18 protein-coding genes are annotated in these 25,112 nt (G+C 44.5%); 8 read left to right on the plus strand and 10 right to left on the minus strand.

What is annotated here, in order from left to right; genetic code table 11:
* Position 1: 1 nt before the first annotated feature.
* The 3 genes from L1286_RS19830 to L1286_RS19840 form a co-directional block, all read right to left on the minus strand.
* Positions 2-2,737, minus strand: coding sequence for a TonB-dependent receptor (locus tag L1286_RS19830; RefSeq protein WP_235408749.1), 2,736 nt, complete (start codon positions 2,735-2,737; stop codon positions 2-4).
* Positions 2,737-5,517, minus strand: coding sequence for an Ig-like domain-containing protein (locus L1286_RS19835; RefSeq protein WP_235408750.1), 2,781 nt, complete (start codon positions 5,515-5,517; stop codon positions 2,737-2,739). Before L1286_RS19835 ends, L1286_RS19830 begins: the two co-directional genes overlap by 1 nt.
* A gap of 169 nt (positions 5,518-5,686) precedes the next feature.
* Positions 5,687-7,927 carry a TonB-dependent receptor domain-containing protein gene (locus L1286_RS19840; RefSeq protein WP_235408751.1) on the minus strand — a complete coding sequence of 747 codons (2,241 nt, stop codon included), beginning with the start codon at positions 7,925-7,927 and terminating at the stop codon, positions 5,687-5,689.
* 221 nt (positions 7,928-8,148) lie between these two features.
* Here L1286_RS19840 and L1286_RS19845 point away from each other — a divergent pair, with 221 nt between their 5' ends.
* From L1286_RS19845 to L1286_RS19855, 3 genes are all read left to right on the plus strand, one after another.
* A complete protein-coding gene (locus L1286_RS19845) occupies positions 8,149-8,589 on the plus strand; it encodes a DUF4920 domain-containing protein (protein ID WP_235408752.1) in 441 nt (146 codons plus the stop codon).
* Between the two features lie 8 nt (positions 8,590-8,597).
* Positions 8,598-9,152 carry a PepSY-associated TM helix domain-containing protein gene (locus tag L1286_RS19850; protein ID WP_235408753.1) on the plus strand — a complete coding sequence of 185 codons (555 nt, stop codon included), beginning with the start codon at positions 8,598-8,600 and terminating at the stop codon, positions 9,150-9,152.
* Positions 9,153-9,298: 146 nt separating this feature from the next.
* On the plus strand, positions 9,299-9,775 hold the full coding sequence (locus tag L1286_RS19855; RefSeq protein WP_235408754.1) for a DUF1842 domain-containing protein: 477 nt from the start codon (positions 9,299-9,301) through the stop codon (positions 9,773-9,775).
* On the opposite strand, the gene L1286_RS19860 is transcribed toward L1286_RS19855, so the two are convergent.
* The 5 genes from L1286_RS19860 to L1286_RS19880 form a co-directional block, all read right to left on the minus strand.
* Entirely contained in the window at positions 9,772-10,185 is a 414-nt protein-coding gene (locus L1286_RS19860) for a carboxymuconolactone decarboxylase family protein (RefSeq protein ID WP_235408755.1), read from the minus strand. The genes L1286_RS19855 and L1286_RS19860 overlap by 4 nt on opposite strands.
* A 98-nt stretch (positions 10,186-10,283) precedes the next feature.
* Positions 10,284-10,778, minus strand: a complete 495-nt coding sequence (lspA, locus tag L1286_RS19865; RefSeq protein WP_235408756.1) for a signal peptidase II — start codon at positions 10,776-10,778, stop codon at positions 10,284-10,286.
* Between the two features lie 169 nt (positions 10,779-10,947).
* Positions 10,948-12,639 carry a methyl-accepting chemotaxis protein gene (locus tag L1286_RS19870; protein ID WP_235408757.1) on the minus strand — a complete coding sequence of 564 codons (1,692 nt, stop codon included), beginning with the start codon at positions 12,637-12,639 and terminating at the stop codon, positions 10,948-10,950.
* A 52-nt stretch (positions 12,640-12,691) separates the two neighbouring features.
* On the minus strand, positions 12,692-13,108 hold the full coding sequence (locus tag L1286_RS19875) for a BLUF domain-containing protein (protein ID WP_235408758.1): 417 nt from the start codon (positions 13,106-13,108) through the stop codon (positions 12,692-12,694).
* A 126-nt stretch (positions 13,109-13,234) separates the two neighbouring features.
* Positions 13,235-14,878 carry a methyl-accepting chemotaxis protein gene (locus L1286_RS19880; protein WP_235408759.1) on the minus strand — a complete coding sequence of 548 codons (1,644 nt, stop codon included), beginning with the start codon at positions 14,876-14,878 and terminating at the stop codon, positions 13,235-13,237.
* Positions 14,879-15,112: 234 nt separating this feature from the next.
* On the opposite strand from L1286_RS19880, the gene L1286_RS19885 reads away from it, so the two are divergent.
* Positions 15,113-17,239 (plus strand): TonB-dependent receptor plug domain-containing protein, encoded by a 2,127-nt coding sequence (locus tag L1286_RS19885; RefSeq protein ID WP_235408760.1) that lies wholly within the window; start codon positions 15,113-15,115, stop codon positions 17,237-17,239.
* Positions 17,229-17,744 (plus strand): TlpA family protein disulfide reductase, encoded by a 516-nt coding sequence (locus tag L1286_RS19890; protein WP_235408761.1) that lies wholly within the window; start codon positions 17,229-17,231, stop codon positions 17,742-17,744. The genes L1286_RS19885 and L1286_RS19890 overlap by 11 nt, the downstream gene beginning before the upstream one ends.
* Here the strand turns inward: L1286_RS19890 and L1286_RS19895 are convergent.
* Complete coding sequence (locus L1286_RS19895) at positions 17,737-17,907, minus strand: hypothetical protein (RefSeq protein ID WP_176716792.1); 171 nt, start codon at positions 17,905-17,907, stop codon at positions 17,737-17,739. The genes L1286_RS19890 and L1286_RS19895 overlap by 8 nt on opposite strands.
* 524 nt (positions 17,908-18,431) lie before the next feature.
* Between L1286_RS19895 and L1286_RS24250 the strand changes: the two genes are divergently transcribed.
* Genes L1286_RS24250 through L1286_RS19910 form a run of 3 tightly spaced genes read left to right on the plus strand, consistent with a single transcriptional unit; the run spans position 18,432 to position 21,392 of the window.
* Positions 18,432-19,967, plus strand: coding sequence for a PAS domain-containing hybrid sensor histidine kinase/response regulator (locus L1286_RS24250; RefSeq protein WP_235408762.1), 1,536 nt, complete (start codon positions 18,432-18,434; stop codon positions 19,965-19,967).
* 23 nt (positions 19,968-19,990) lie between these two features.
* Positions 19,991-20,782: a substrate-binding periplasmic protein gene (locus L1286_RS19905; RefSeq protein WP_235408763.1), complete on the plus strand. Its 792-nt coding sequence runs from the start codon at positions 19,991-19,993 to the stop codon at positions 20,780-20,782.
* Positions 20,745-21,392 (plus strand): LuxR C-terminal-related transcriptional regulator, encoded by a 648-nt coding sequence (locus L1286_RS19910; RefSeq protein ID WP_235408764.1) that lies wholly within the window; start codon positions 20,745-20,747, stop codon positions 21,390-21,392. Before L1286_RS19905 ends, L1286_RS19910 begins: the two co-directional genes overlap by 38 nt.
* Positions 21,393-21,440: 48 nt before the next feature.
* Here L1286_RS19910 and L1286_RS19915 read toward each other — a convergent pair whose 3' ends face one another.
* Positions 21,441-25,079 (minus strand): LamG-like jellyroll fold domain-containing protein, encoded by a 3,639-nt coding sequence (locus L1286_RS19915; protein ID WP_235408765.1) that lies wholly within the window; start codon positions 25,077-25,079, stop codon positions 21,441-21,443.
* Between the last annotated feature and the right edge of the window lie 33 nt (positions 25,080-25,112).

Below are 25,112 nucleotides of genomic sequence, written 5' to 3' on the forward strand. Positions count from 1 at the left end.
TCTAAAGATCTAGTTTCACCCCTAACCAAAAGCGTCTACCTACTTCTAATCCAGTAGATAAAGGCGCAATGGTATAGGTACGTTGATTAAATAAGTTTTCAATCTCTAAACTGAGACTGAGTTGATACTGCTGAGTATTTAACAGTTTATATTTGATGTTGCTATTGACCGTTGTCACACTTGAACGACGCCGCTCGAAATACACAGAATATGCTTTTTGTGCAGGGCTACACGTTTCACAAATCCCCGCAGCACTGCTGATACTTCGCGTATAAGGCGCTTTGTACAATACATCTTGAGCACCGCTATAACGCGCTATCATCGACAATTGCCAATCTCCAAAATGACCGCCCCAACTGATATTTGCGATAAGTGGACGATTAAAGTCCTGCTTTTGGAACTCGATATCTTTGAGACTCATAAGGTAGTACTTGGTGTCGAGCTCTCCGTTCAAGTTCATCTCATCTACCGCAAAAAACGCCAGTTCATCACTCTCAAAAGCCTCATTCGCGACAAATTTATTGCCACCCAATTTCAAGGCAGGATCCCCATCAAATGAAGTAGCTGCTATCTCATTACTGACTTTTGATAAATTAATTTCAACATGTTGATTATCAAATCTGGCCATCCAGGATGCGCTCAGTCTTTTATACCGATAGGCACCGTCATTGCCTGCCAATAAGGTCGCTTGACCAATCTCGTTGTGCCCTTTTAAACGGTTAATCCCATCTCGCCCAAAGCGATTCAACCATTTGAGCTCCAATGTGCCACCCAATACTTGATGGCGATAAGCCAAGATTAACTCATCGGTATAAGGCGTTCGAATATCGCGATATTGATAAATAAAACCACGTGATACCTTCGACGAATACCATTGCGATAAGCGCCCTTGCTGTAAGTGCCTCAACTCGAAATGGCTAGGCTGCTTGGCTTCATTGAGTTTGTAATCCAGCTGGTCTTGGCTGTAGTATCTATTTGCACCGAACACCCATTGCCCCCGCTCAGACAATACCGACCAACTGCCGCGAAAACGTGGTGCAACATTGTGGTTTTTAACAAAATCATTGTAGTCATAGCGCCCACCTAGCGTGATAGTTAGATCTTGCCACTGCCACTGCCCTTCGATATAAGCACTCAGGTTATTGATGCGTGCACTGGCATCTCCTTTGGGGTTCACTTCACGCTGTGCAAAAAACTGCCCGCTCTGTAAAACGTTATTATTTAAAAGCAGGATGTCTTCAGGCTTGGTTAAATCGAGCGCACGACCGAGCTGTGCTTCAAGCGTGGACACAGGCACCTTGTACTGTGTTTCAACACAGTCAATTGTGTAACCTGAGCAATTGACACTGGGGCGAATAACAGAGCCATTATAAATAATAGCTTCTTCTAATCGGTTGAATCGCGCATATTGTTGCTTAAGTTCAAAGCCTGCTTGCCAACTTAGTTTATTGCCTAGTAAAGCGCCATAATCAAATTCAAAGTCCTGACGAAAAGACAGCGTGCGTTGTGACTTTTCAATGTCACCATAGCCCCCCTCAATACTTGATTCATATCCAAGCTCGCCTCCCCAAGATTTACCGGGTAAGCTCGCCCATGCGAACCAATATGGCGCCGTCTCCTTAGTATTTTCGCTTGTGCGCCAACTCAATTGAGAGTCCATCACCCCCCAACTACGCAGCGCAGACCACTTCACATTAAGGTGATAGCCGCCCCCCTCAACTGTATAGTCACTATTCAGGGCATTCTCGCTAAAATACTGGCCTTTAAACGGTGCATAACTGGCGCTAACTGTCAGGTCATCATTGGCAGTCAATGCATGGTCAAGTTTGATAAAGCCATTGTAGTTGGTCTGCTTTTGCAATCGCAGATGCCCTAATTGGAACAAAGACTCTTGCGACTCCAGCAGGTTGAATTGGGCAACCAAACCAGTATCAGCGTTTATTGGTGCTTTGACATAAGCACCGATATTGTGTTTTTTGAAGTCAGGTTCGCTCAGTACATCCTTACCACTAAACCAAGGCGAGTAAAATCGTTCGTACTCAACCGCTGATGTATTGGTGCCTCGATAGGAAATACCAAATTGCAACTCGTCCCCAGCTTTGGTCGTATCAGCATTCACGACGCCGCCACTAAACTGACCAAAGCGTGCGGGGATATTGCTATCAAACACTTCTATATTGTCTACCAGATCTAGGTTCACAAACGTCTCTTGACTGTGCCCCATGACATCCTGAAGATAGTTGCGATTAGCGTTATTCTGTTCATTGCCAAGTAGTGAATTATTATTTACCCCATCAATGAAATAACCGGATTCTCGACCACTGGCACCAGACAATGAAACTTCGGCCGGGCGAATATTACTCAGTTGATCCGCGCCAAGCATCGCCTCTGAGTACTGTACACCCGGTAATATTCCAAGTATGTCAGTGAAATTGCCATTCCCGGTTCGGTAATCTCTTAGCAACTGACTGTCTAAAGTATATGCACCCTCACTCGAGATGGAGATCGGATTAAGTTTGTCGCCGCGTACTTCAATTTGCTCAATATAGTCTCGTCGGCATCGCTTTGACTCGTTATCGCAATCAATATAGCGGCTTTCTTCTATCAGTGTTGCGGTATCCGTATCCACTTGCGTAGACAGATCTGAACTTTGCTGTGGCTCACTCTGGGCGAATGCCATGCATGAGATAAAGGGCAGCAATACATTGCTAACCCTTATTGGTGTCAATACCTTCATTATTGGCGCTTACTGTCTAATGGGTAGGTATCTTGCGAATCTTCGACGCCATCGTTATCACTGTCCGTGTCAAGCACAAGACCAGATGCATCAATCATTGCTTCGGTCGCATGTTCAGCGAAGAAATTCACCAATCCATCACCGTCTGTGTCTACGTGTGCAATAGAAGAATGAATAAATGCATCTTCACTGGCATAGTACAGTGCAACTGCAGTGAGCATACTGTCGCGTTCTACTTCTCCAAGCAGTGTGTGCCCAGATAGCTCAATCGCACGTTCAGGTTGTGCTAAACGCAGCAGCTGTGAAGAGAGGTTTGTCAGTGCAATGATGCGCTGTTGCTCAAGCACCGTTTCCAGATCTTCAATATGTGAGTTTATAAGGTCAGTCCATACACTGCGCACTTTTTGGATAGCTGCTGGATAATCTGAATGCTTGCCCGCTAACCGTTCGAGTTCACCTAAATAACCAACTTCAGAACCATTAGCTTGAAGATAATCAAATGCGTCATAGGTCAAAGTAAAGCGCATACTCGCATCTAACGTGGCATCAAACTTTTTAATTAGCGCAACAGCTTGCTCATAGTAAGATAAGCTCGTCGTTAACTGCTTACCTGCGGCAAGCGCTCTTGCAACGCGCAGCATATACTTACTCGCTTCATCATCTTGAGCTTGGGCAATGTCAGTATCGAGTAACTTTAGTATTTCAGCTTGTTCCTCTGCTAACTCAAATTCACCGTAATATGGCAGCAGATTAATTTTTGCGGCAATGCGCTCGCCCAGCTCAATGCCTGTATCTGTTGCATATAAATCCGATGCGATTTTATGGCAAGCCATAAAGGCTGACTGCGCGGCGGTTTTGTACTGTGCATCCGCGCTCAAATCAGCGATACTGAGGTATTGATTGATGATTGTTTCACACCCTGTGGCACCCGTTGTAAATGAGACAATATGTTTGTTTGCCTGCAGGTAGTCATCACTACTCAAGATGTCTAATCCCGCTTTTAAGTAAGCCGCGGCCTCGGGGTAAAAACCTTGCTCTTTGATATAAATTGCCGCACCAGGGGTATTAATGTTGTAAGAGATTAAGTCAACAAATAAGGCGCGCATATCACGTCCTTCTTCGTTTTTCAGTAGCTCAGCCAACACTGCCAGTTTGTCTTCACCGTTTCTCACTTTCGATAACAATACCGCACCGTCCGCTTGATCTTTCGCCCAGCCATATTTCCAATCTGTGGTTTCAAACTTACCTAATAACAGGTTCACATCTTTTTCTGGATAGAGTAAAACAAAGCGCGGAATGGCATCGATCAAACCAAATGGGTATTCGTCCATCGTGACATCAGCGTACTGATCAATGTCCAATACGTGGTGCTCGTCATATCCAACTATGCCATATAGCGACAACACTTTTGCTAAAATGGGCTTTGCTTTATCGAACTCGTTGAGGTTGGTGTAATGATCAATGACATAGCCTAAAGCCACTTGTAATATCGAATAGTACGGTTTGCCTTCATTGCCGTTTAAGTCGTTACGAGCATGGCTGATTGGCATTTGCAATGCGTAACGATAAAGCCTGTCTAGCTGCGCAGTTGCAGCTTGCTTGTCAGTATCGCTCAGACTACTTTGCCATGTTTTAACCAGTTCACCGGCATGGTCTGAAAATGAGAAATAGGTACGCATGGCAGCCGTAGCGTTGCCCGCAATCACAGAAGAAAACGCAATGTCTAAGATATTATAAGCTTGATCCGCTAATTCTTGCTGGTCGGAACGCAGATAGGAGTTAGCCAATTCAGAGTAAAAACGCTGATCCTCACTATAAAAGTTTGTAATGCCTTTTGATGCCATATACTCGGTATATAGCTGATTGGCAGACTGCCTCAAAGTATTGGCATGCGCTAATTTGTCTTGCTCAATATAAGCATTGGCCACATACAACTTTGCCCACGCCAAGTCTTGAGGCTGCGTGATAAAGTCTTCTGACAGTAATTTTGTCACCTCATTGTCTAAACCGGCAGTCGCATACCCTTGGGCAATATTTGAATAGACATTACCCTTGTTAAGATCACTGCTTAGATTTTTGGCCTGTGCGTCTGCTTTGCTTAAATGTGAGTTGTCACTAGCAAAATAATAATATGCACGATCTGTATTACTAGTTAGCCCCAGCGTGATCTCTAAATTTTTCTCGACACTACCACCTTGTGCATCAGTTACCACAACCACGACACTGTCGCTTGCAACTGATAACTTTTCTGGCGTATAGGTCACGGCACCAGTTTGTGCATCAACGCTCAATGTACCATTTTGAGGTGCTGCTTTAACACTATAGGTCAGACTGTCTCCATCAATGTCGGTGGAATTTATCTGACCGACTTTGATCTCTCCGCCCAGTACTTGCAACTTATCCTGCGCTATTATAGGTAAGTCGTTGACTGGACTCACCGTCACACTGACAGTTGTTTGCGTGGTACTTTGACCATCACTTGCCGATACTTTAAAACTGTCAACACCATGATAGTTTGCTTCAGGCGTATATGTAATCGCGCCAGTCTGTGCATTTACTTCAACAATCCCATGCGCGGGGGCATTCGCCAAGGCATAGGTCAATGACTGCTGCTCTTTATCAGTCGCTGATACGGTCAAGTTGTGTGCGCTGTCTTCTTGTAAAGAAACTTCATAGTTTTGACTTGAAAAAGTTGGCGCCGAATTGCTGTCTGAGCCACTTGATCCACACCCGGCTGCCAACAACGCGGCAATTGTCACTGATAAAAATTTCAACTTCATTGTTAGGTCCTGAATAAAAAATACACGCAGATCCTAATAGAAACAATTATCATTTTCAAATGTATTTATCTTTGCATTATTTTATTATTTGTGGTGATTTGTTGCATTTATGTTTAATTGAGAGGTAATTTACCCACATAACGCATTACGCATGTGGGTAAACTTATTATCAGAATGTATAACTTAGAGTCAGTTTATAATTTCGGCCAAGCTCACTGGGATCTCGAGCCTCACCAGCTGGCGCTCGCACATATCGCTCATCGGTTAGATTATCGATACCCACTCGAACCAATAACCCAGACAAACTGCCAGTGCCTTGATACTTAGCTGTGAAATTAACTAACTGATACGAGTCGGTCCCATAACCCCGGCTTAAATAGACGTCGGTCAAACGCCTCTGCGAACGATAAGCCAGCATTTGCAATCCAAAATCAAAGTTATCAAACACGTGATATTGCAAACTCACATTGAGTTTATCGGCGGGGGCTTCTGAATATGCTTGCTTGTTTGTCTCAACACTGCCCAAGAAAAAGTTTGGCACACCGTAAGCATCCATGTTGATGGTTGAGTACCCGACATAACTGGCAAATTTACCGAGTTCATAGTGCATTTCCACTTCCCAACCACGGCTCACCAACTTACCAATATTCTTCGCACTGTAATCTCGATGCGTTGCCACAGGTACCCCATTCGCCGGTTCAGGACCAGGTGCCCCCTGCTGCTTATCGCCATTCTGGTCGTAGTAATACATAAATGGGACGTTGTCGATAAAGTTCACGATTTCATTATCAAAATGAATGACTTTTAGCTCAAATTTGTCACCCCAATTCATCTCATCCCAAAACACACCAAACCCACCTTCTAAGTTTTCGGACTCCTCGGGCTTTAGGTCTGGTTGAGGTTCGTAATAGCAAAATTTACCGCCAATGTGACAACGCCACTCATCTTTTTTGTACAAGTCTTGTACCGACGGTGCGCGAAAGGCCTCACTGTATTTGGCGTAAAGATTGATATTATCGCTGACTTTGAATGTCAGGCCCAATTCATTCGATAACTCACTGTCATCATGATCGTCAAACTGGGTGTATACATCACTGCTACGCTTATAACTATCCAGTCGCAGGCCCGCCGTCACAAGCAACTTATTATCAAACAGTGCAACGTGATCGATAACCGATAATGATACATTTTGCGCATCGCTGTCACCGTATTTTGTACTCATCCCCTCATCTGGCGAAAACTCTGACTGGCTAAATGTTTCGTAGTCATAATTCAGTTCTACCGCAATTTGATGGTCAAACTCATCGCTTAAATCAACTAAGTTCGCAAACCTCGCCCCGTAGCGCTTTGTACTGCCTTGTTTTGTTCCTGAAAAGTCGATTTTTCGCTCGCCGCGCATAATGTAGCCAAACGTCTGTTTTTCATAGTCTTTATCTGAGTACACAAACTGTGCATCAAAGTCGATATAGCGATTGTCAGGTTGATATACATAGGTGGAAGTGATCTCGAGGTAGTCATTACTAAAATCTTGACTCAATGCAGGATATGCAAGGCCATAACCGGCATTTAAGTTGTAGGGCTGGTCGTCTGAACGAGACTCTGACCAATCAACTTTGCTCTGTACGCTGTGCGCTTTGCTGATAAACCAAGTATTCTTTAACGCGACATTTTTGCGCTCAGAATCATTTTTGATTTTGTCGAGTTTTGCGACTTCATTAATTGCTTGTGCCTCAGTATCTTGTATATTCGATCCTACAACGTCGATGTCTGAAAACGTGACACGACTTACATGTAAAACGGTGTCCATGTTGTCACTAAGCGAAAACAAAGAACCAGAAATCAATGTGCTATCTGAGTTACTTTGATGCATGGCCATCACTTTAGCCCCCACCCCAGATTTGCCATGTAAATAATCACTGGCATCTTTGGTGACTAAACGAATACTCCCACCAATCGCCCCTGAGCCAACGGTAAGGGAATCAGCACCACGCAGTACTTGCACCTGCTTCAATTGACTGGGGTCTATACCTAAGCTATTGATAGCAGATAAATTTTCATTTCCATCAGACTCTATTTTACGCTTTACGTTGTCTACTGAGACATGGATGCGTTCACCATACAAGCCTCGAACACTAGGCTGAGCCGCCAATGGCGTCACACCACCAGAAAGCTCAACACCAGGAATTTCACGCAATATTTGCGTCAGCTCAGCTTGCTGGCGACGTGCCATCGCTTCACTGTCCATGGCGGTTATAGAGCCTGCAGCATCTTTATTGATCACAGATAATTTATGACCGTGAACTTCAATGACATCGTCTATTTGATTTGGTTTAGTTGTTTGCGCTTGAGTAGTGGTAGCGTTAAGTGCCCCAAAGACGCCAACAGATAGCGCACAAAGAGTGAGTTTCATGTCCTTATTCACCTAGGTTAAATGATAATAATTATGAATCGCATTTGAAATGCGCGATTAGAATAATTAAACTAAGCGCCCAACGCAATAAGCAAATAACTTATAGTTATAAATAGATCGGGACATACTACCCAGAAATTAGGGTGAGCAATTTACAACCACACGTATTCTAGCGTAACGTAAAACGCCTTGAGATTTGATTCATAGGAAGGGGTAAAATTATGAAAGCAGCATTAATATCAGTTACTTTACTAACAATAATGACATTGAGTTCAAACGCACACAGTAAAACTTTCAATGGGGGCGCAGATAAATCTAAATTAGTGCCCATTTCCATGCTACTGAGTGATGCACAAAGATACACAACAGAGTCAGCGACTATAGCAGGCACCGTCACTCGAGTTTGCCAAAAGCGCGGCTGCTGGATGCAACTAGCCAGTGACAAAAAGTTTCAAACTTTGATGGTCAAAGTGCGTGATGGCGACATGGTGTTTCCAATGACTGCGCAAGGTAAAACCGCCTATGCCACAGGGACGGTCAAACTGATCCCTTTGTCACTGGAACAAACCAATGCACGGCGCAAAGCCCAGCAATTAGAACCCGTAGATAGCCCAGAAACATTGCACTTATTTACCCCTGTTGCTGTGACTATCGAGGACTAAAATTGAGTATGTCTTGGTTTAAACTCAATCGCAGTTTGCATCGCGATATCGGCTATTTTTGTATTGGCATGACTTTGGTATTTGCCATTTCTGGTATCGCGCTTAATCACATCCATCAGTTTAACTCTAACTATCAAGTTTCAAGAGTCTCCCATCAAATTACACTTGATGTAGAGCGTATTGAAACGCCAGAATTTGAAACTCAACTGCTGCAAAAACTGACTTTGACGACGCCTGTCAAAGCGCGTTTTTGGCAAGACAAAAACACTTACAAACTGTTTTTAGAAGACACAACCTTATATTTGAACCCGCAGGCCAATACGGTATTAGTAGAGCAAGTCAAGCCTCGGCTTTTACTCCGCCAGCTCAACTTTTTGCACTTAAATGAAGCACGTGCAGCTTGGATGTGGTTTTCGGATTTTTACGCCGTGCTATTAATTTACTTAGCGCTTTCTTCTCTGTTTATGGTAAAAGGCAAAAAGGGCGTTTGGGGTCCAAGAGGCGCTTTAGTGTTGGCGGGATTTGCCGCACCAATTGGATTTGTGGTTTATTATTCAAGTTAGCGAATCAGCCTACCACCATACGTCCCCTGTAATATCGTGTAATAGCGCGCATGCAAATCAGATACTAGAGTGACACCTAGGGTGCTGACATTGCATGCAGTGCACAGCTTTGAGTAATGTACGTTATGGGTAATATGGGCACGCTTATGCTGCACACGCAATCAGGAATTCCAGGCCTATTCCTTGCCAACTTTCTATTGGGGGATAAATCGCTCAATCACGTGCACTTGAATATATCCTTATTAGTGTACGCTCGAGACAAAACGATTTCTGGTCGAGGTAAAGTGTTTATTCCGTCAGCCTCAGAGCAAGATGTCATCTCCAACCTCTATGGCGAATTTCACTATCAGCGTGCAGCCGATAAATGCGATATCGTGTTGGACTTATTTGGGCATCAGCCGTGTATTGGTATGCCACCAACCTGTAAAACAACGCATAACACCAGAATAAACTTACTCCTTGATGATAACTGGCAGATCGGTGAAGCCAGTCTTAGCTATATTGAGCCAATTTCTCAGAACTGGCAATCGGTCGAACGACTGCCAGTCAGACAAGTAGATCACAGTAATATTGCCGACTTGTCACAGCTCGCAATTCAAGTGAAAAATGCCCACCGACACTAAAAACCCAAGCCAATCGCAATACGATTCCAACTATTTATTTGCAGCGTGACAGCCACAACCGCAAGGCGCTGCTTTTCCTTGAGTATGTCATTACTAAAAGGTGTCAGAGGTTTCACTTCTGTGACTTGTCGCGCTAGCTGTAAGACGCCCCGTTCAAATTCAGGCAGTGAGGCTAAATTTGGCTCACATAACGCCTTATGAAAATGCGTAAACTGCTCCTGACTGGTGGTGTCTTTCAATGCCTCTTCGTGCATAATTTGACAGTACTGACAGCCATTTATTTGTGACACATACAATCTGATCAAGTGCACTGTCGATGCAGGCAAACATTGCTCAGCTTGCGTACTTAATCCGCCCAGTGCAGTATGAATATATGGATATTGGGTTAATAGATGTGATTGAGAAATCATGGAAAGCTCCTTATTAAAAACGAGTAAAGAGCTTAAAACAGCTATTGCCTAAAAAATTGGATATTTCCGACATACTTAAGTCGCAATATCAACGCTACTTAGGTGGCAGACTTCTGAACATTTATCGGTGTTGCCAAAATAATGATAACGGCACCGACCATGATCGCGACATCAGCAATATTAAAAATCCCCGTACGAAGCGACCCCACACCGACATTAATAAAGTCGATAACAGCACCTTGATTGAAGACCCGATCAATGAGGTTACCCAAGCCACCAGCAAAAATAAGCGATAAAGAAGTCACTTGTAACTTAGTCAAATCATGTGACTTCAGCATATAGCCCATCAACGCTATGAGAAAAACACCGACCGCAACAACAAAAAATAACGTTCTTTGAAGAGGTGTAAAGTCTGCTCCAAAACTCAGGAATACTCCCATATTCTCGGTATAGCCAATTCTAACAATATCACCCCAGTAGCTAGTCATCTGCCATGCGACCAGATAATCACTGGCCCACCACTTTGTGCCTTGATCTAATATTAAGCAAATTGCACATACCAGTGCGATATGCACAGCTCTATTCTTTGTCATTGTTCGCTCCCATAGCTCAGTACTTCACTATAAAAAACCATTGGTGAACATAAAATGACAAACAGACTAACACCGTAATAAATTTATTTTTTTATTTTATATCAATACGTAAGGAGAAGGTCGAGGTTTCACTGCTTAGATACCTCGACCCGATGGTTAATGATGCAGGTTAGGTCACAAAGCGGTTAAAGTTGGTATGTAAATCGATGATCCTTTTCGCAATGTTCTGATTAGCATCCGCTGTCTCACTTGCGCCTTGTGCAGTTTCTTTAGCTAGTTCATTAATATTATTGATATTTTTATCAATATCTACGGCTACCATGGACTGCTGCTCTGTTGCCGTTGCAATTTGCGTATTAAGGTCGTTAATTTGCTCTATCGCCCCAGACGCCTCATCAAGCATGGTCTGCGTTTTCTCACTTTTTTCAAAGCAGTTATGGGCGCTCACCTTACCTTTTTCCATACTATTGACCACTTTATTGGCCTCTGTTTTCAAGCGATCCAGTAAGTCTTGAATATCTGCGGTTGACGATTGCGTTCGTGTTGCTAGCGTCCTGACTTCGTCCGCAACCACCGCAAAACCACGACCACTTTCACCTGCACGCGCAGCTTCGATGGCCGCATTGAGCGCCAACAGATTCGTCTGCTCTGAAATACTTTGAATGGCCTCTAATACTGAGCTGATGTTGTTGGTTTCTTCCACCAACTCAGCAATATCATCTGACGCCAAGTTCAGCTCAGAAACGAGGTTTTCTATGATCTGATTGGTTTGAGTCGCAATTTGTTTACCCGTCTGAACTTTTTCTCGCACCTTGGCTGTCGCTTCAGCGGCGTGAGCCGTACTTTTTGACATATCTTGCGTCGTGGTGGTCATCTCATAGACTGCCGCAGCCACCATTTCGGTTTGGTTTTTTTGCTCAGTGACGCTTTTTTCTGTTTGGCGCATCACATTCATGGCCAACTCGGAAGAATCCCCTAAGCTACGCACTACATCGTTCGTACTCATAATCGTCGAACGTAAGCCGCTTATGAATTTGTTAAATTCCCGAGCCATGACGCCCGTTTCATCTTTTGCCGACTCATCTAACATCACGGTTAAATCACCATCACCGCTGGCGACAGATTTCAAACGAACGATAAGCTCATCAATGGGTGTGGTAATGGAGCGACTAATAATAAACGCAGCACCAAGGGCCACCAATAAAGCCGCAATAGCCGAAATCGATATCAATTTAATGGCTAGTATTTCGTCTTTTTCAGCCTTTAACGTAGCCTTTTGAGTAAACGCCTGTACTTCAGCAAGGACTGCTATCAGCTCGTCTTTAAGCTGATCTTCCTCTGCTTCGATTTTCTTTGCCAGCGGCATCAATTCTAGAATAGACTGACTGGGGAGCTGATTTAGTAATTGCTTTAGATCTATACTCGCCTGAGCATAATGCTTGGTGATGACTTGGAGCTCCCCTTCAACCTCGTGAAATTTACTGGCCGCTTCTTGGGAGTGCGCCATAGTGATAGCCTGCGCAGCAAACGCTGTCGTATCATCAATTTCTTTTTCGACTTTCGCCATTGAAGTCAATAATTGTTGCGATAACAGCGTTACCTTTGTGTCATAACCTGCTGCACCGCTCTCTGACAAAGATTTATACAACAACAATCGCTCAAATAAAATTGCTTGTTCTAGCTGATGCTCGGTGATTTGCGTTAAAAAGTTATTCAGCGGAATATCTTCCTCGGCAATATCTATCAGTTCATATCCGATCTTGGCCATTTGCACTAAAGCGATTGCACTCACAAGCAATAACATTGCAAGTTGCACAGCCGCCATCAAGTAGATGCGTTTGGCAATACTGAGATGGTTCATACACACGACGCCTTATTTGATTGAATGTGAACACAAAAATATGTGTTCGTACTCAACAGGTTTTAAAGTAGCAAAGTAACTGCACCGAAAAATCGGGGTGACTTTGCAAAAATGCGTAGCTATCTTCCTGACTTAAAAACTCCGAAAACCCTTCTTCATCGCACATCTTTTTGTTATTCAAACGCTTAAAGCCCATTTTCCAGTGAGAAAATACGCGCTCTGGCACGGACTGCTCATGCAATTTATTGATGCGCTCATGGCGAGGATCGTTTGATATCACTTCAAACAGAGCCCGAACTTCCTCTTTTTTACCTTCAAGTAGTTGAATAAAGGTGCCTCTACCATCATAAAGCAGTAGGCCCGTGATCCCCTTTGCGACGTTACGCTGGCGAAACTTATTCATCATTTTAGCTAATTCTAATTCTGTATGGCGCTTTTTTGCTTTACTGATATAAACTAGCTGAAACATGAAATAACACTCCGCGCGATGTCGTTTTAACGGCTTTACTCAGACTTTAGTTCTTAATACGCCTTTTAACGTCTAGCACACAGGCTTTTAAAATACCAAGTATGTATCAAAATCAGTGACTAACATTTACCGCACTTTGAAAAAGCTAATCGCTTCGTGCATCCCCGCAGAAAGCGCATCCAATTTTTGGGTTGCATTGCGGTTGGTTTCGGTCACTTCAATGGCATTGTCTGACATCGCTGAAATAGATCCCATGGCATCGGACACTTCTGAAATGGCGCTGACCTGCTCACCACTTGCCTGCACGACTTCACGCACGCGACGCAGTGAATCACTGGCTTGTGCATCAATGCTTTGCAACAACTCGGTGGCTTCTTGGATCAGTGCCTTGCCATTTTCTACTTGTGGCTGGGTTTGCTCCATTGCCTCAACTGACGCCGAGGTTTCTTTTTGGATTTCGCCTATCATGGCTTCAATTTGTGCAGTTGCCTCACCCGTGCGTTTGGCCAGTTGCCGGACTTCGTCGGCAACCACCGCAAACCCGCGACCAGACTCACCCGCACGCGCCGCTTCAATGGCAGCATTGAGTGCCAACAAGTTAGTTTGTTCTGAAATGCCACTGATCACGTTGGCAATACCACCTATTTGCTCAGTGTTCGCTTCGAGCTTTTTAATTTGTGCCACAGTGGCGTTGACCGTATCCGCTATGCGGACGATTTCAGCGGCACTGGCAGCAATCGCATCTCGTCCCTTGTCGGCAAACTGTACGGTCGACTCTGAATTCTCTTCTGTTTTAGTGGTCAGCTCGCTCACGTGATCGATACTGCTGCGTAAATGTTCAAGTCTTGCCACTGTCTGCTGAGTCAATGTTGCTTGCTGTTGCGCGGCGGCATAAATATCGTCAGAGCCAGAAGAGACCACTTTCGCCTGCTCGGCTAAGTCGGATGCGCCACCGACCACCTTGGAGACGATCTCAGTTAATTGCAATTTCATTTCAAAGAGCTTGGCTAGCATACTGTTAGGATAATCCGTGGCCATATGTTGCGTTAAATCACCTTGAGAGATGGCCGATAACGCGCCTTCAGCTTGACGCACTTCTCCCCCTAACGCCTCTCTAATACTCTTAGCAATCATCAGCCCGATAAACACACTGACCGCAATCGCCAGCAACGTGGCGGCAATCATAAACTGAGCGAACCCGCCCGCAACATCACGTGCTTCTGGCGTTGCCAGTTGGTTCGCTTCTTCTTGATAATCAATAAACTCATTGATGCGTGCTAGCCAAGTGATAAAAGCAGGGCGAGCTTGTTGCAACACGATGTCATCAACCTCTTGTCCGTCTCTTTTGAGTGCAATGATCTTGTCCACCAATGGACGAGTTGTGACTTTAATCTCTTCGATGCTGTTTAAAATCCGCCTTTCTTTATCATTAAACGGCACACCCTGTGATTTCATTTGCGCCATGTTATTCTCAGCTTCCACATAAAAGCTCTGTAACTGGGCAATCTCTTGTTCAAATTCTCTCAGTTCAGCTGAGGAATTGGTAATGGCGACATCTCGGATGGCAATGGCAGTATCATGTACACTCCCCCTAAAGTTAATTGCATAGCGCTGCTTAACTGAGTTGACGTCTGTCATCTGCGCAAGCGTGTCATCAATAAAGTTAACATCCTTAATGCCTATACTGGTCAGTAAGATCATGAGGCACAAAATCGCACCATACCCTACAGACAGCCTCTGTCGTATTGTGAGCCCAGCTAGAAAGTTCATTTATTCACCTTTTTGTCACATCCACTCTGTAAATTTAGGTCCAATCAAGGCTTGGCGCCAATTATCAGTGCGGCAAAATTACGTTTATTTTAATACTCATAGATTACTAGACCCTACTCATTACAAATTAGTCACGCAATATTTCAACCAATTTTTTAAATAATTTATTACTTGAAGTTCAGAAGTATAACGCGTTAACATAAATAATAATCATTATCATTAAATAGAAGTAACGTGAAGCTCTCTAACCCATATTTATCAAACGTTTTCATTGCCATCACTGTGTTTACGGCCCCATCTATGTATGCAATCAGTAACGAAAAACAACATTTGGAGCATATTGAAGTACAAGGTGTACAGTCACGGCTGCAAGCACGCGGCATTCTCAAAGACAGCATTGCTAAAACTGAGTTAATTGATGCGCAGCAACTAAAAAATATGCAAGCGGCTAATCTAAGTGAAGCCATTGATAATGCGCTGGGGATTAGAGTGTCAAACGAGTGCTCAATGTGTGGTGCAAAACGCATCATGATCAATGGCATGAAAGGTGAGCACACCAACATCCTCGTTGATGGTGTGCCTTTGCACACCATGTTATCTGGGTTTTATGGCATGGACAGTGTGGCAACAGCAGGGATCGGTACCATTGAAATTGCACGCGGTGCAGGCGCTTCACTCACCGCACCTGAAGCCATCGGTGGAACTGTAAATTTGGTGTCGCAGAAACCGACCAAAAATGGGGCTGAAATGGATGTGGCATTTGGCAACCAAGACTACCGCAAAGTATCTATGGTCGCTATGGGGCTCAGTGAGGATGAAAAAAGTACCGTGAGCGTTATCGCCCAACATGATAGTCGCGCCCAGTTTGATGGTGATAACAATGGAGTAAGTGAGTCCCCACTATTAGATAATCACTCATTGGCAGTAACAATTACCCATGATTTCTCTTTAGATACGACGGTCAAAGCTCGCTATGGCCGCAGCCAATCGGAGGTCTTTGGCGGGCCGGTTATCGGAGATACCACCAGTTCCATTGCAGAAACACTTGCCAGTGTGAGTAAAGGTGAAGCTGACAACTTATTTGTCGATAATGATGTGCGAAATCGCTACATTGGCAACCCGTGGGAAACCGCAGAGTGGGTTGATACCCAGCGCGAAGAGTGGCTATTTACCCTACTTCATAGCTTCAATGATAATCTCGCGCTGGATGTCAGCTATGCCAATGTTGAACATGTACAAGATTCCTTTTACGAAAGCATCGATTACTATGCTAAAGATGATATGCAGTTTGCTGCAGCCAAGCTCTACTACACGCTGAACAATCAACACCTAATTACCTTAGGCGTGGATCGCCGCGATGAAACCATGCGCAGTCATACCGACGCACTGGCAAATAATCCGCTTTACATGTCAGATAGCTTTGATTACACCGTGGCAGGGGTGTTTATACAAGATACCTACACACCATCTATCGATTTTGAACTGGCATTAGCCATACGGATCGACCAAATTAATGCGAATTTTATTGCCAACCATGCTATTGGTGATGAAATTGATGACACCTTGATATCACCGCGCTTAGATATGAGATGGTTCCATCATGAAAATTGGACATCACGTTTTTCAGTCGGACAAGGCTATCGTGCCCCCCTATCATTTTTCGAAAGTGATCATGGCATTTTAGATGCGGAGAAAGGATACTTAGTAGATGTGCACGATGTAGAGCGCTCTCTGGGCTACAATTATTCACTGAATCACACAGCCGACAGGCTAAATGCAACGTTGTCTGTTGCCTACACGCAAGTCGATAATCTCGCCTCGTTGACGCACAATGCCGCTGGCACACCGGTGCTAGGTCAATTGACTGAACAAGCGGATGTATTGGCATGGGATGTTGCGATGAGCTACCAGCTTACACCATCATTGTTGATTGGTGGCAGCTTTGAAGCCTATCAGTACAATGATGTGTTTAAGTCTTCGTTTGGCATTGCCCCCACTGAACAGCGTGCAAATGTTAACTTGGAGTATGTATTAAACGCGTGGAGCCTCAGTGCAAACTATTTATTTGTACCCAGCAGAAATCTGGCCGAATACGGCTATGAGGCGTTCAATGATCAGCAAGCCACACAAGCCAAAGAAACCAATGTAGGTAGCTATGGTCTGTTCGATTTTAAAGTGACCTATGCACTGAACAAACAAGTTGCACTGTACTTTGGTGTCAATAATGCACTTGACTACAACCAAGCCGCAGATGAAGACACCCCAATCATGTTTGACAATGAAGGGGGTTACGACGTCACCTATATATACGCCCCACTGCGCGGTAGGTTAGCCTACATCGGCTTCGACTATGACTTTTAAACAAGCACTACACATGCTCCCTTTGCTCGTGGCATCATTTTTTAGTGATGCGATGAGCCCGTTTTACGCATTAGAGCTCACCCCCTTAACGCCTCAAGCCCCGGACTCTTTAGCGTACTATCAAGGTCAGGTGCTCGCACTCATGCTGATCCAGCCAAATTGTAGCTGGTGTAAAAAACAGCACAAGTTACTGCAGCAGATGTATAATGTGCAGTCACAAGATTGTCAAAAGTTCTCGGTTTTGATGATGGCAACCGGCGCACAAAAGCGCCGGCTTAAAAGACTGAAGGCACAGTATCAATCACAGTTTGCAATAGCCACCTTACCGAATTCGTTGGCTAATTTACTCGAGCATAAAAGCACACCGCAGTTGTTTATACTCGACTCACAGGGAAACCTCGTTACTTACCACGTAGGCTTTATGCCCGAGATCGCCCTGCGTGCGCATATGACACCTTTGCTGAAAAATACCACATGTCGCATCAAAGCAGTGCGGGTTAGTTAACTTTACCTAACCAGCTTAAAAACCCTTTGGCATCCGCTGTATTTTCAAACGCGATGTAGCTCAGGCCATCTTGGTGTTTTACCGCCATGCGGCATTTGTTCATAGAGATTGATTGGACTGGCAAAGTGATCGCCACCTGCTGTCCTTGGTATAAGTAAGACATAATAAAACGCTCATAAATTAATTTTAATATCTCATCGCGTTTGAACGCGGATCAATATCGATTTACAGGGTGCCTTATTAAGGTCTGCTGAATAGATGCATCGCAAGTCGATGCTCAGTGGAATCATGTTTTTACATGATTGGAAACTTGATAATTTCAAGACAGACGCATAAAGGCGCTAACTTTAAAACTATGACTGACTGGATCAAGGTAAGACATAAATGTTGCTTATTAATTTGAGTCAAACAAGCAAGTCGGCCAGCATACGTTAACTCATCAAAATATACAAGAGAAAAATGATATTAATATGGCAATTCGATTCTTCTCTCGTACATTTGTCGTTTATTGTCCTCACAAGTCAAAAAAGTATACGTCACGTAATATGCTTGATATGTGCAAACTGTTTACTAACTTGCTACAAAACTGGATATAAATCATGCAATACTAACGCAGTAAAAGTAGGTTATGACTATACTTAAGCCTGCACCGTGCTTATAAAGTTTAATTGCCGTTGGAGGGGTCTTGTGCACAGACTTGAAAAGGAACTATACGCTCAAATTAAAAAAAGCCCTGAGATATTTAACTTCTTGGTTGAATGTTCATTGGATGGTTTTTGGTACTGGGATTTAGAAAACCCAGCACAGGAGTGGATGAGTCCTAAGCTTTGGCAAACCTTAGGGTATGACCCAAAGACCAAGCAGCATTTAGTCTCTGAGTGGCAGGATATCATCAATCAGGATGATCTGAAGCTAGCAATGGAAAACTTTGAAAAACATAAGGCAGATCCAACTCATCCTTATGACCAAATCGTACGTTACACCCACGCGACCGGTAAAACAATTTGGATACGCTGCCGCGGACTGATTATCCGCGATGAACAAGATAAACCGATACGCATGGTAGGGTCACATACAGACATTACTGAAATAAAAGAGAGTGAAAAGCGAGCCATTGAAGCGCTTGAAGCACGAGAACAGTTTTTTGCCCGTATGTCTCATGAAATTAGAACCCCATTGTTTGGCATTTTGGGTATCGCTGGGACGCTAAAAAGCGCTGTCGTCAACGACAAAATAGCGCAAGATATCAGTACTATTTTAAGCTGTGGAGAGCAATTACAGTCATTGCTAAATGACATCCTCACGTTGGCAAAACTAGACGCAGAAAAACTTTCCACCAGCATTGAAATTGTTGACTTAGAAAGTGTATTTAGTCATATCCATGAACTGTACAATGCAGCAGCAGATGAAAAACACTTAACCCTCGACGTCGCAACTGACAAGGTGTCAGGCCAGTTTGTTAGAACCGACAAAGTCCGCCTGACACAAGTGCTAAGTAACCTTGTCAGTAATGCGATTAAGTACACCAAAACAGGAGCGGTAAAAGTAACTGCAGACATCGACAGTGACACCTGTACCATTTCTGTCATAGATACAGGGGTCGGCATCAAAGATGTGGATGCGATTTTTAACGCGTATACGCAAGAAGATACCTCTTATGAAGGCATGGTGAGCGGCAGCGGTTTAGGCTTAGAAGTGGTCAGCCAACTTTGTGAACTACTCAATTATGATTTAAGCTTCAACTCTGAAGTCAATGTAGGTACCCACGTCACCTTGTCGATGAACGCCGTTCAAGTTCAAATGCAAAGCACTGAACAGGCAAAAATGAGTGAGCCGCAACCAGAACTGTCCATTTCACGTGCGCTTATCGTGGATGACAATGCGCTTAATCAAGTTATCACAGCCAAAATGCTACATTCGATATGCACACATATTGAAAAAGCCTCGGATGGTTATGAGGCCTTGCAAGTCATCAGTAAAAGCGCCCCCTTTGATTTAATATTACTAGACATTAATATGCCTAAGATGAATGGCTACGAGGTACTGGCTCTTATCAATACCATGTCGCTCGAAAAACCGCCCTATATTATTATGCTCTCCGCAGATGCATTTGAAGCAACCCAACAAAAATGTTTAGAACTTGGTGCTGATGGTTATCTTACTAAGCCATTTACACAACAAGCATTAACGGAGGCATTAAGCGCAATGCCCATTTCCACCTAACTCACCTTGCAGTAACGACCTTTATGACAACCAAGCAACCACATCTAGCCCTAATACTCTTGCTATTCATCATACTTATAGTGAGGCCCGCATTTGCACAAACACTCACCATTGCCATCGGTGACTACCCCCCCTATTCAGGTGAAAAATTAAAAGGACAGGGACTCATCCCACAGGTTATTCGTGCCGCATTTGCGCAACACAATATCCGTGTCGACTTTCAATTTATGCCGTGGGCACGCAGTTTTATGGAAGCAAAAAAAGGTCAGTATGATGCCTCGGCTTATTGGTATTGCACTGAATCTAGACAAGCGCACTTCTCATGCAGTATGCCTCTCTACGAGGAGTCCGCAGTTTTCTTTTTCAACAAAAGCAACCCTGTACCGAGTTGGAATACTTTGGCAGAGCTAGAAAACTATCGGATTGGTGCAACCCGAGGTTACAGTTACACTGATGAGTTTTGGCGACTGGCGAACTCAGGCGATCTCAACGTTAATATTATGACCCGAGATGAACAAAACTTTTCAATGCTCTTAAAGGGCCGTATTGACCTCTTTCCTATTGGCTTGTTACCTGGTCAGTACTTGCTGGAAAAAAATTATCACAATGAGAAAAACGCGCTCAACTATTTACCCAAACCGCTTTTAACCGGCACGTTACACTTACTCTTTCTGAAAAATCAACCAACTTCTATGCGGTTGCTAAGCATTTTTGACGATGGGCTGGCCAAAATAAAACGCTCTGGTGAATATCACGCTATTTTGGCACAGTATCACAATGACCCGACTCTACAGCCGCCAAGCAATGCCCCATAACACGATTTATACGCTATCGGACGCGCTCGATAGCAAAGCCAAACAGTGGTTAAATGATCAAGAATGGTCAGTTCAACATTATACAAAGCGCCAGACATTTTTTGCGCAAGCCGATCTCTCTTTGCCGACTTGTGTCGTGCTTCAACTCAATAACTCTGTGCACCATTACGCTGCGCTATACCGACAATTAACCGACAGCAACAGTCCAATACAACCTGTTATTCTCGAATCTCCAAAAACCCTGTTCCCTCAAAAGTATAACTACCTGTCTACATCACTTAACTTTGTCGCCTTGCCTGTTGAAGTTGCCTCGCTTTCACAGCTTGTCAATCACGCGTTAGAAGCGGCGGCAGAAAAACAACAGAGCATTCGCATGCTGCGTGTGTATTGTGACGTATTTACCGCCAGAGAGTTAGCCATCGCACATCACCTTGCCAACGGGAAAATAGCCCATGAGATAGCACAGTGCTTGCAATTACCCTCTATCACCATTGAAAAGTACCTGATGCGTATGGCAGAAAAAACCGCATGTCAGACACCCGCCGCGTTAATCCAACTGCTTGCCAAATACCCTCCCAAATGGGGGTTACCGCCACACCAAGACCGATAAAAAACGCGGCAAACTGTGCCGCGTTTTTTATTTTGGGCATACACATCACTAACAGAAGATATGACAAATAAAATGCTTCGCGCCATTGTAGGCGTCTTTTGCCGTATCTTCGGCTTTATCTTTCGCCGTATCAAATGCAGTGCCAGCAAAGTCCCCCGCCTTTGCACCATAGTTATTGACCGCATCATCGACACTGATAATGCCGCTAAACACGGCTTCTTGCGCTGAGACCCCATATAGGTTCATAGCCTGATCAAGCGGTAACATATTGGTCTGTACAAAGCGAATTGCTGGCACATAATACTGGGTTACGGCTTGATCAACGGTGAGCATATTAGAGTTAACGGCTTCCAACCCACCGATTACCCCGTTTCCAACTAAATCTGCGGTATCAGCCACTGAGTTAGTATCAATCACCACGTTAACGTCGACATCTAGGCCGATTAACACGGCTAATTCTCCTGATACACCGACAGTAAGTTCACCGTCCTCATACCCTGCCGTAGCGCCCGCATTAATACCCACACCTAGACCCGCTTCAACTCCGCCTTCTGCATTGCCGCCAACACCTGCTAGCGAGCCGCTAGCATAACCGGAAGCTGTTGCCATAATCCCCGCTTCAGCCCCCGCGGAACCCGAAAGACCATAACAACCGTCGCCATAGCATAGCTTGCTATCACCTTCGACATTCGCATAAGCAGACAATGCTGCCGTGCCTTCGGTAGTTGCATTTGTACCAGGTACAAAATCTACTTCAACTTCCAGGGTACTCGTCGCTGAAACCGTTGCTTGCGTGCCTAATTTAACATGCTGAGAAAGCTGTGTTTTATCTGCGGTTAATTGCGCTTCAACTTCAGCATCTACCGTCACCTCTACACCATATTCCTGCGATGCAGAGCCAACGCCATCGACTTCCACAGCACCACCCGCAGTTGCCACCGCACCTGCACCAATATAGCTTCGCGCTTCTGCGTTTACACCATCGGGACCAACGGAGAATGACAGCTCAGCATCCGCCTCAGCATAGGCTTTCGCATTTGCATAGCCATTAATGCGCACACCACCAATCAGTTCTTTACTGATCGAAGTCTCTGCGGTGACACCAACTTTAAGTTCAACGGCCTTGTCTACCTCTACGGTCGGAAAGTCAATTGAAAAGGCATGGGACTGAATTTCATCCGCAAGCAGCGCAAATACACCATTGCCCATGGCCACTGAGTTATTCACGACCGCTCCAGCAGGTACACCCGCAATCATCACCACATTGCCAGGACTTGTATTGACCGACACGGGCAATTGATATGTTTTGGAGTAATCCGCAATCGCCACGACATTGTCTGTAAAGCGAATATAGTCAACATCGGTCATCAATAAACGCGTTACACGTGTTTGATCATAACGATAAGTAAGCACCAGTGAATTCCCCACACGCTCAACCGTATAATTTTTTCGGTTATCCGCCACTTGAAAAACGGTCCCGCCGCTGACGCTGCGCTCCAACTCAGCATCATCAATAAAAATCTTTTGTTGAGATGAAACTAACTGACCATCATACCGTGCTGTCAATTCAACATTGACGTAAAAGTCATGATGAGCATTACTGATATCAAGCTTTAAGCCTTTCGCGTCACTGGCACTTAGATCAATGCTGCCACCTTGTATTAGGTACTTATTGTCCTTATCCAATAGCACGACATCATGCGGTAACCCGGAGATAGTCACCGTCGCACTTTGCGCAACTTTTGGATTCACGATGACGTTCAACGGTACAGCTTTGCCAACACCAAAGCTACTTTTGATATCTCGATACTTCCCGTTTACCAAGTACCAAGGCTGATCCGCACTGCCCCTCACATAACGGTCATTCTTTTCTGTCACCACCCAAACACGACCATCGTTATCAACGGCGATCTCTTTGGCTTTTGCACTGAGCTCTCCTGCGCCGCCATAACTCGGAATGTAATTTGGATCATTAACTGGCACGGCTTTGCTGGTATCACCAAATACGTCTGTGGTTGGGTCAAATGGTGCATTGCTGTCACCGCCTGAAGCAGATTGCGGATCAAAAGCATCAGAAGGCGTAAAGTACCAAGGCGCAGAAATACCAAAACGATTTTTTACATACCCTGCGTAGTCGATGCCCCAAACTTGACCATCGGCCCCCACTGCGAGCTTTTTCATAAAGCCATCTTGGGTTAGCCAATCCCCTGATGATTTTTTACCATTGAGCTTTATCTCTCCTTTCAAGCTATTTCTTACATACACTTCACCATTTTGGCCTGTCGCAGCAGCCCAAACATAACCATTTGGCTGAACCGCCACTTGCGGAAAGAAACCATCAACTTGCTGCCAAGGAGAATCGAAGCGATCGCGAAAATACACGCTCCCATCATCCGTACCGGCCCAAATACCGCCGTCTTTATCACTGCCAATACTGACAAAACGCATACCTTGGTCGACATCAGTATCAACCTTCCAATCGGTAGTTTTTGTTCGACTAAAAACCACACCGCGTTTATTTATACCCCAATAAATGTCACTGTGATGTGTCACTTGTTCAATGGGTTCACCAAAATCAATACTGCCACTTTTCGCGAATAATATATCATCTGCTTTTGGCGGCACCACATACACAAAATTATAACGCTGCACGGGCATGATGGAATAAGGCTGCATACTACCGGCATGCACTTCTACCTGTAGAGAAAATTTGCCAAAGAAACCTTGTGGAATATTAAGCAGTAACCCGTCATCTTGCAGTGCTTTTAAATCCAACACTTGCATATATGTGCCATTTTTATTTTTCTTTGGCAGCAGTGCATTTCCCTTAACACTCACCCCTTTTGGCAAACCAGAAACGGTGACTGCACGATAATTTTGCGGTACGCGCAACTGAGGTACGGTAAAGGGGTAATCTGCAGATGTTGTGCGAGCGGTGCCTGCACGTGCACCATGAAGGTGCATATAATCGCCACCGGTCGCATGGTCTATCACGCTCCCATCCACAATGTCTTTCTCATTGGCTGGATAATTGGCAATTAAGTGAGCGGTCACTGCACTTAATACCGCGCGATTATTTGCTCTGAGCTGCTTTTGTGTTCGCGCTGTGTTCCATATTCTAAAATCATGGATAGCACCTTGGAGTAGTCCATCCCCATTCCATGCACTGCGGCCAATATAACGATGACGGCGCGGCTCGTTACTCGGCAGATTCATATTGCGGTTAGTTGCAACCAATTCACCGTTTATATAGAGTTTGGCCGTTTTCTTGTCGTGTTCGAAAGTTGCTGCTAAATGTGTCCAATAGCCAATGGGAATGGCTTTTGGCGAATCAACCACCGTCTCATGACCATCTCGGTATACACTGAATCTTGGTTTGCCCGTTGTCGCGATTGACGTGGCAAAAATGATATTATCTTGACCTGTTTGGTTGAAAAAATCGAGCAAACGCGCGAAGTGCGTCACTTGGTCCACTTTTACCCAAGCTTCAATTGTAAAGCTCCCTGAGACATCCACATTTTTGTCACTGACGAGTTCTGCGTAGTCATCTTGCCCATCGAACACAATTGACGAGGCAATACCTCGCTCTAACACCCTATACTCTTCTGCTGCAATCGTTTGCGAAAAGACGCTAAACAAAGCAATGAGGGCATATTGAGTGATCCGCCCAATACCGTGATTCAACATGATTAATTAACCCTTTCTTTGTCTTTAAATCGG

Source organism: Pseudoalteromonas sp. SMS1 (genome assembly GCF_021530565.1).
GTDB lineage: Bacteria > Pseudomonadota > Gammaproteobacteria > Enterobacterales > Alteromonadaceae > Pseudoalteromonas.

Excerpts from the sequence above, each read along its gene's own strand:
- L1286_RS19830 (WP_235408749.1), bottom strand. The coding sequence starts at position 2,737 with ATGAAGGTATTGACACCAATAAGGGTTAGCAATGTATTGCTGCCCTTT.
- L1286_RS19835 (WP_235408750.1), bottom strand. The coding sequence starts at position 5,517 with ATGAAGTTGAAATTTTTATCAGTGACAATTGCCGCGTTGTTGGCAGCC.
- L1286_RS19840 (WP_235408751.1), bottom strand. The coding sequence starts at position 7,927 with ATGAAACTCACTCTTTGTGCGCTATCTGTTGGCGTCTTTGGGGCACTT.
- L1286_RS19845 (WP_235408752.1), top strand. The coding sequence starts at position 8,149 with ATGAAAGCAGCATTAATATCAGTTACTTTACTAACAATAATGACATTG.
- L1286_RS19850 (WP_235408753.1), top strand. The coding sequence starts at position 8,598 with ATGTCTTGGTTTAAACTCAATCGCAGTTTGCATCGCGATATCGGCTAT.
- L1286_RS19855 (WP_235408754.1), top strand. The coding sequence starts at position 9,299 with ATGCTGCACACGCAATCAGGAATTCCAGGCCTATTCCTTGCCAACTTT.
- L1286_RS19860 (WP_235408755.1), bottom strand. The coding sequence starts at position 10,185 with ATGATTTCTCAATCACATCTATTAACCCAATATCCATATATTCATACT.
- lspA (WP_235408756.1), bottom strand. The coding sequence starts at position 10,778 with ATGACAAAGAATAGAGCTGTGCATATCGCACTGGTATGTGCAATTTGC.
- L1286_RS19870 (WP_235408757.1), bottom strand. The coding sequence starts at position 12,639 with ATGAACCATCTCAGTATTGCCAAACGCATCTACTTGATGGCGGCTGTG.
- L1286_RS19875 (WP_235408758.1), bottom strand. The coding sequence starts at position 13,108 with ATGTTTCAGCTAGTTTATATCAGTAAAGCAAAAAAGCGCCATACAGAA.
- L1286_RS19880 (WP_235408759.1), bottom strand. The coding sequence starts at position 14,878 with ATGAACTTTCTAGCTGGGCTCACAATACGACAGAGGCTGTCTGTAGGG.
- L1286_RS19890 (WP_235408761.1), top strand. The coding sequence starts at position 17,229 with ATGACTTTTAAACAAGCACTACACATGCTCCCTTTGCTCGTGGCATCA.
- L1286_RS19895 (WP_176716792.1), bottom strand. The coding sequence starts at position 17,907 with ATGTCTTACTTATACCAAGGACAGCAGGTGGCGATCACTTTGCCAGTC.
- L1286_RS19905 (WP_235408763.1), top strand. The coding sequence starts at position 19,991 with ATGACAACCAAGCAACCACATCTAGCCCTAATACTCTTGCTATTCATC.
- L1286_RS19910 (WP_235408764.1), top strand. The coding sequence starts at position 20,745 with ATGACCCGACTCTACAGCCGCCAAGCAATGCCCCATAACACGATTTAT.
- L1286_RS19915 (WP_235408765.1), bottom strand. The coding sequence starts at position 25,079 with ATGTTGAATCACGGTATTGGGCGGATCACTCAATATGCCCTCATTGCT.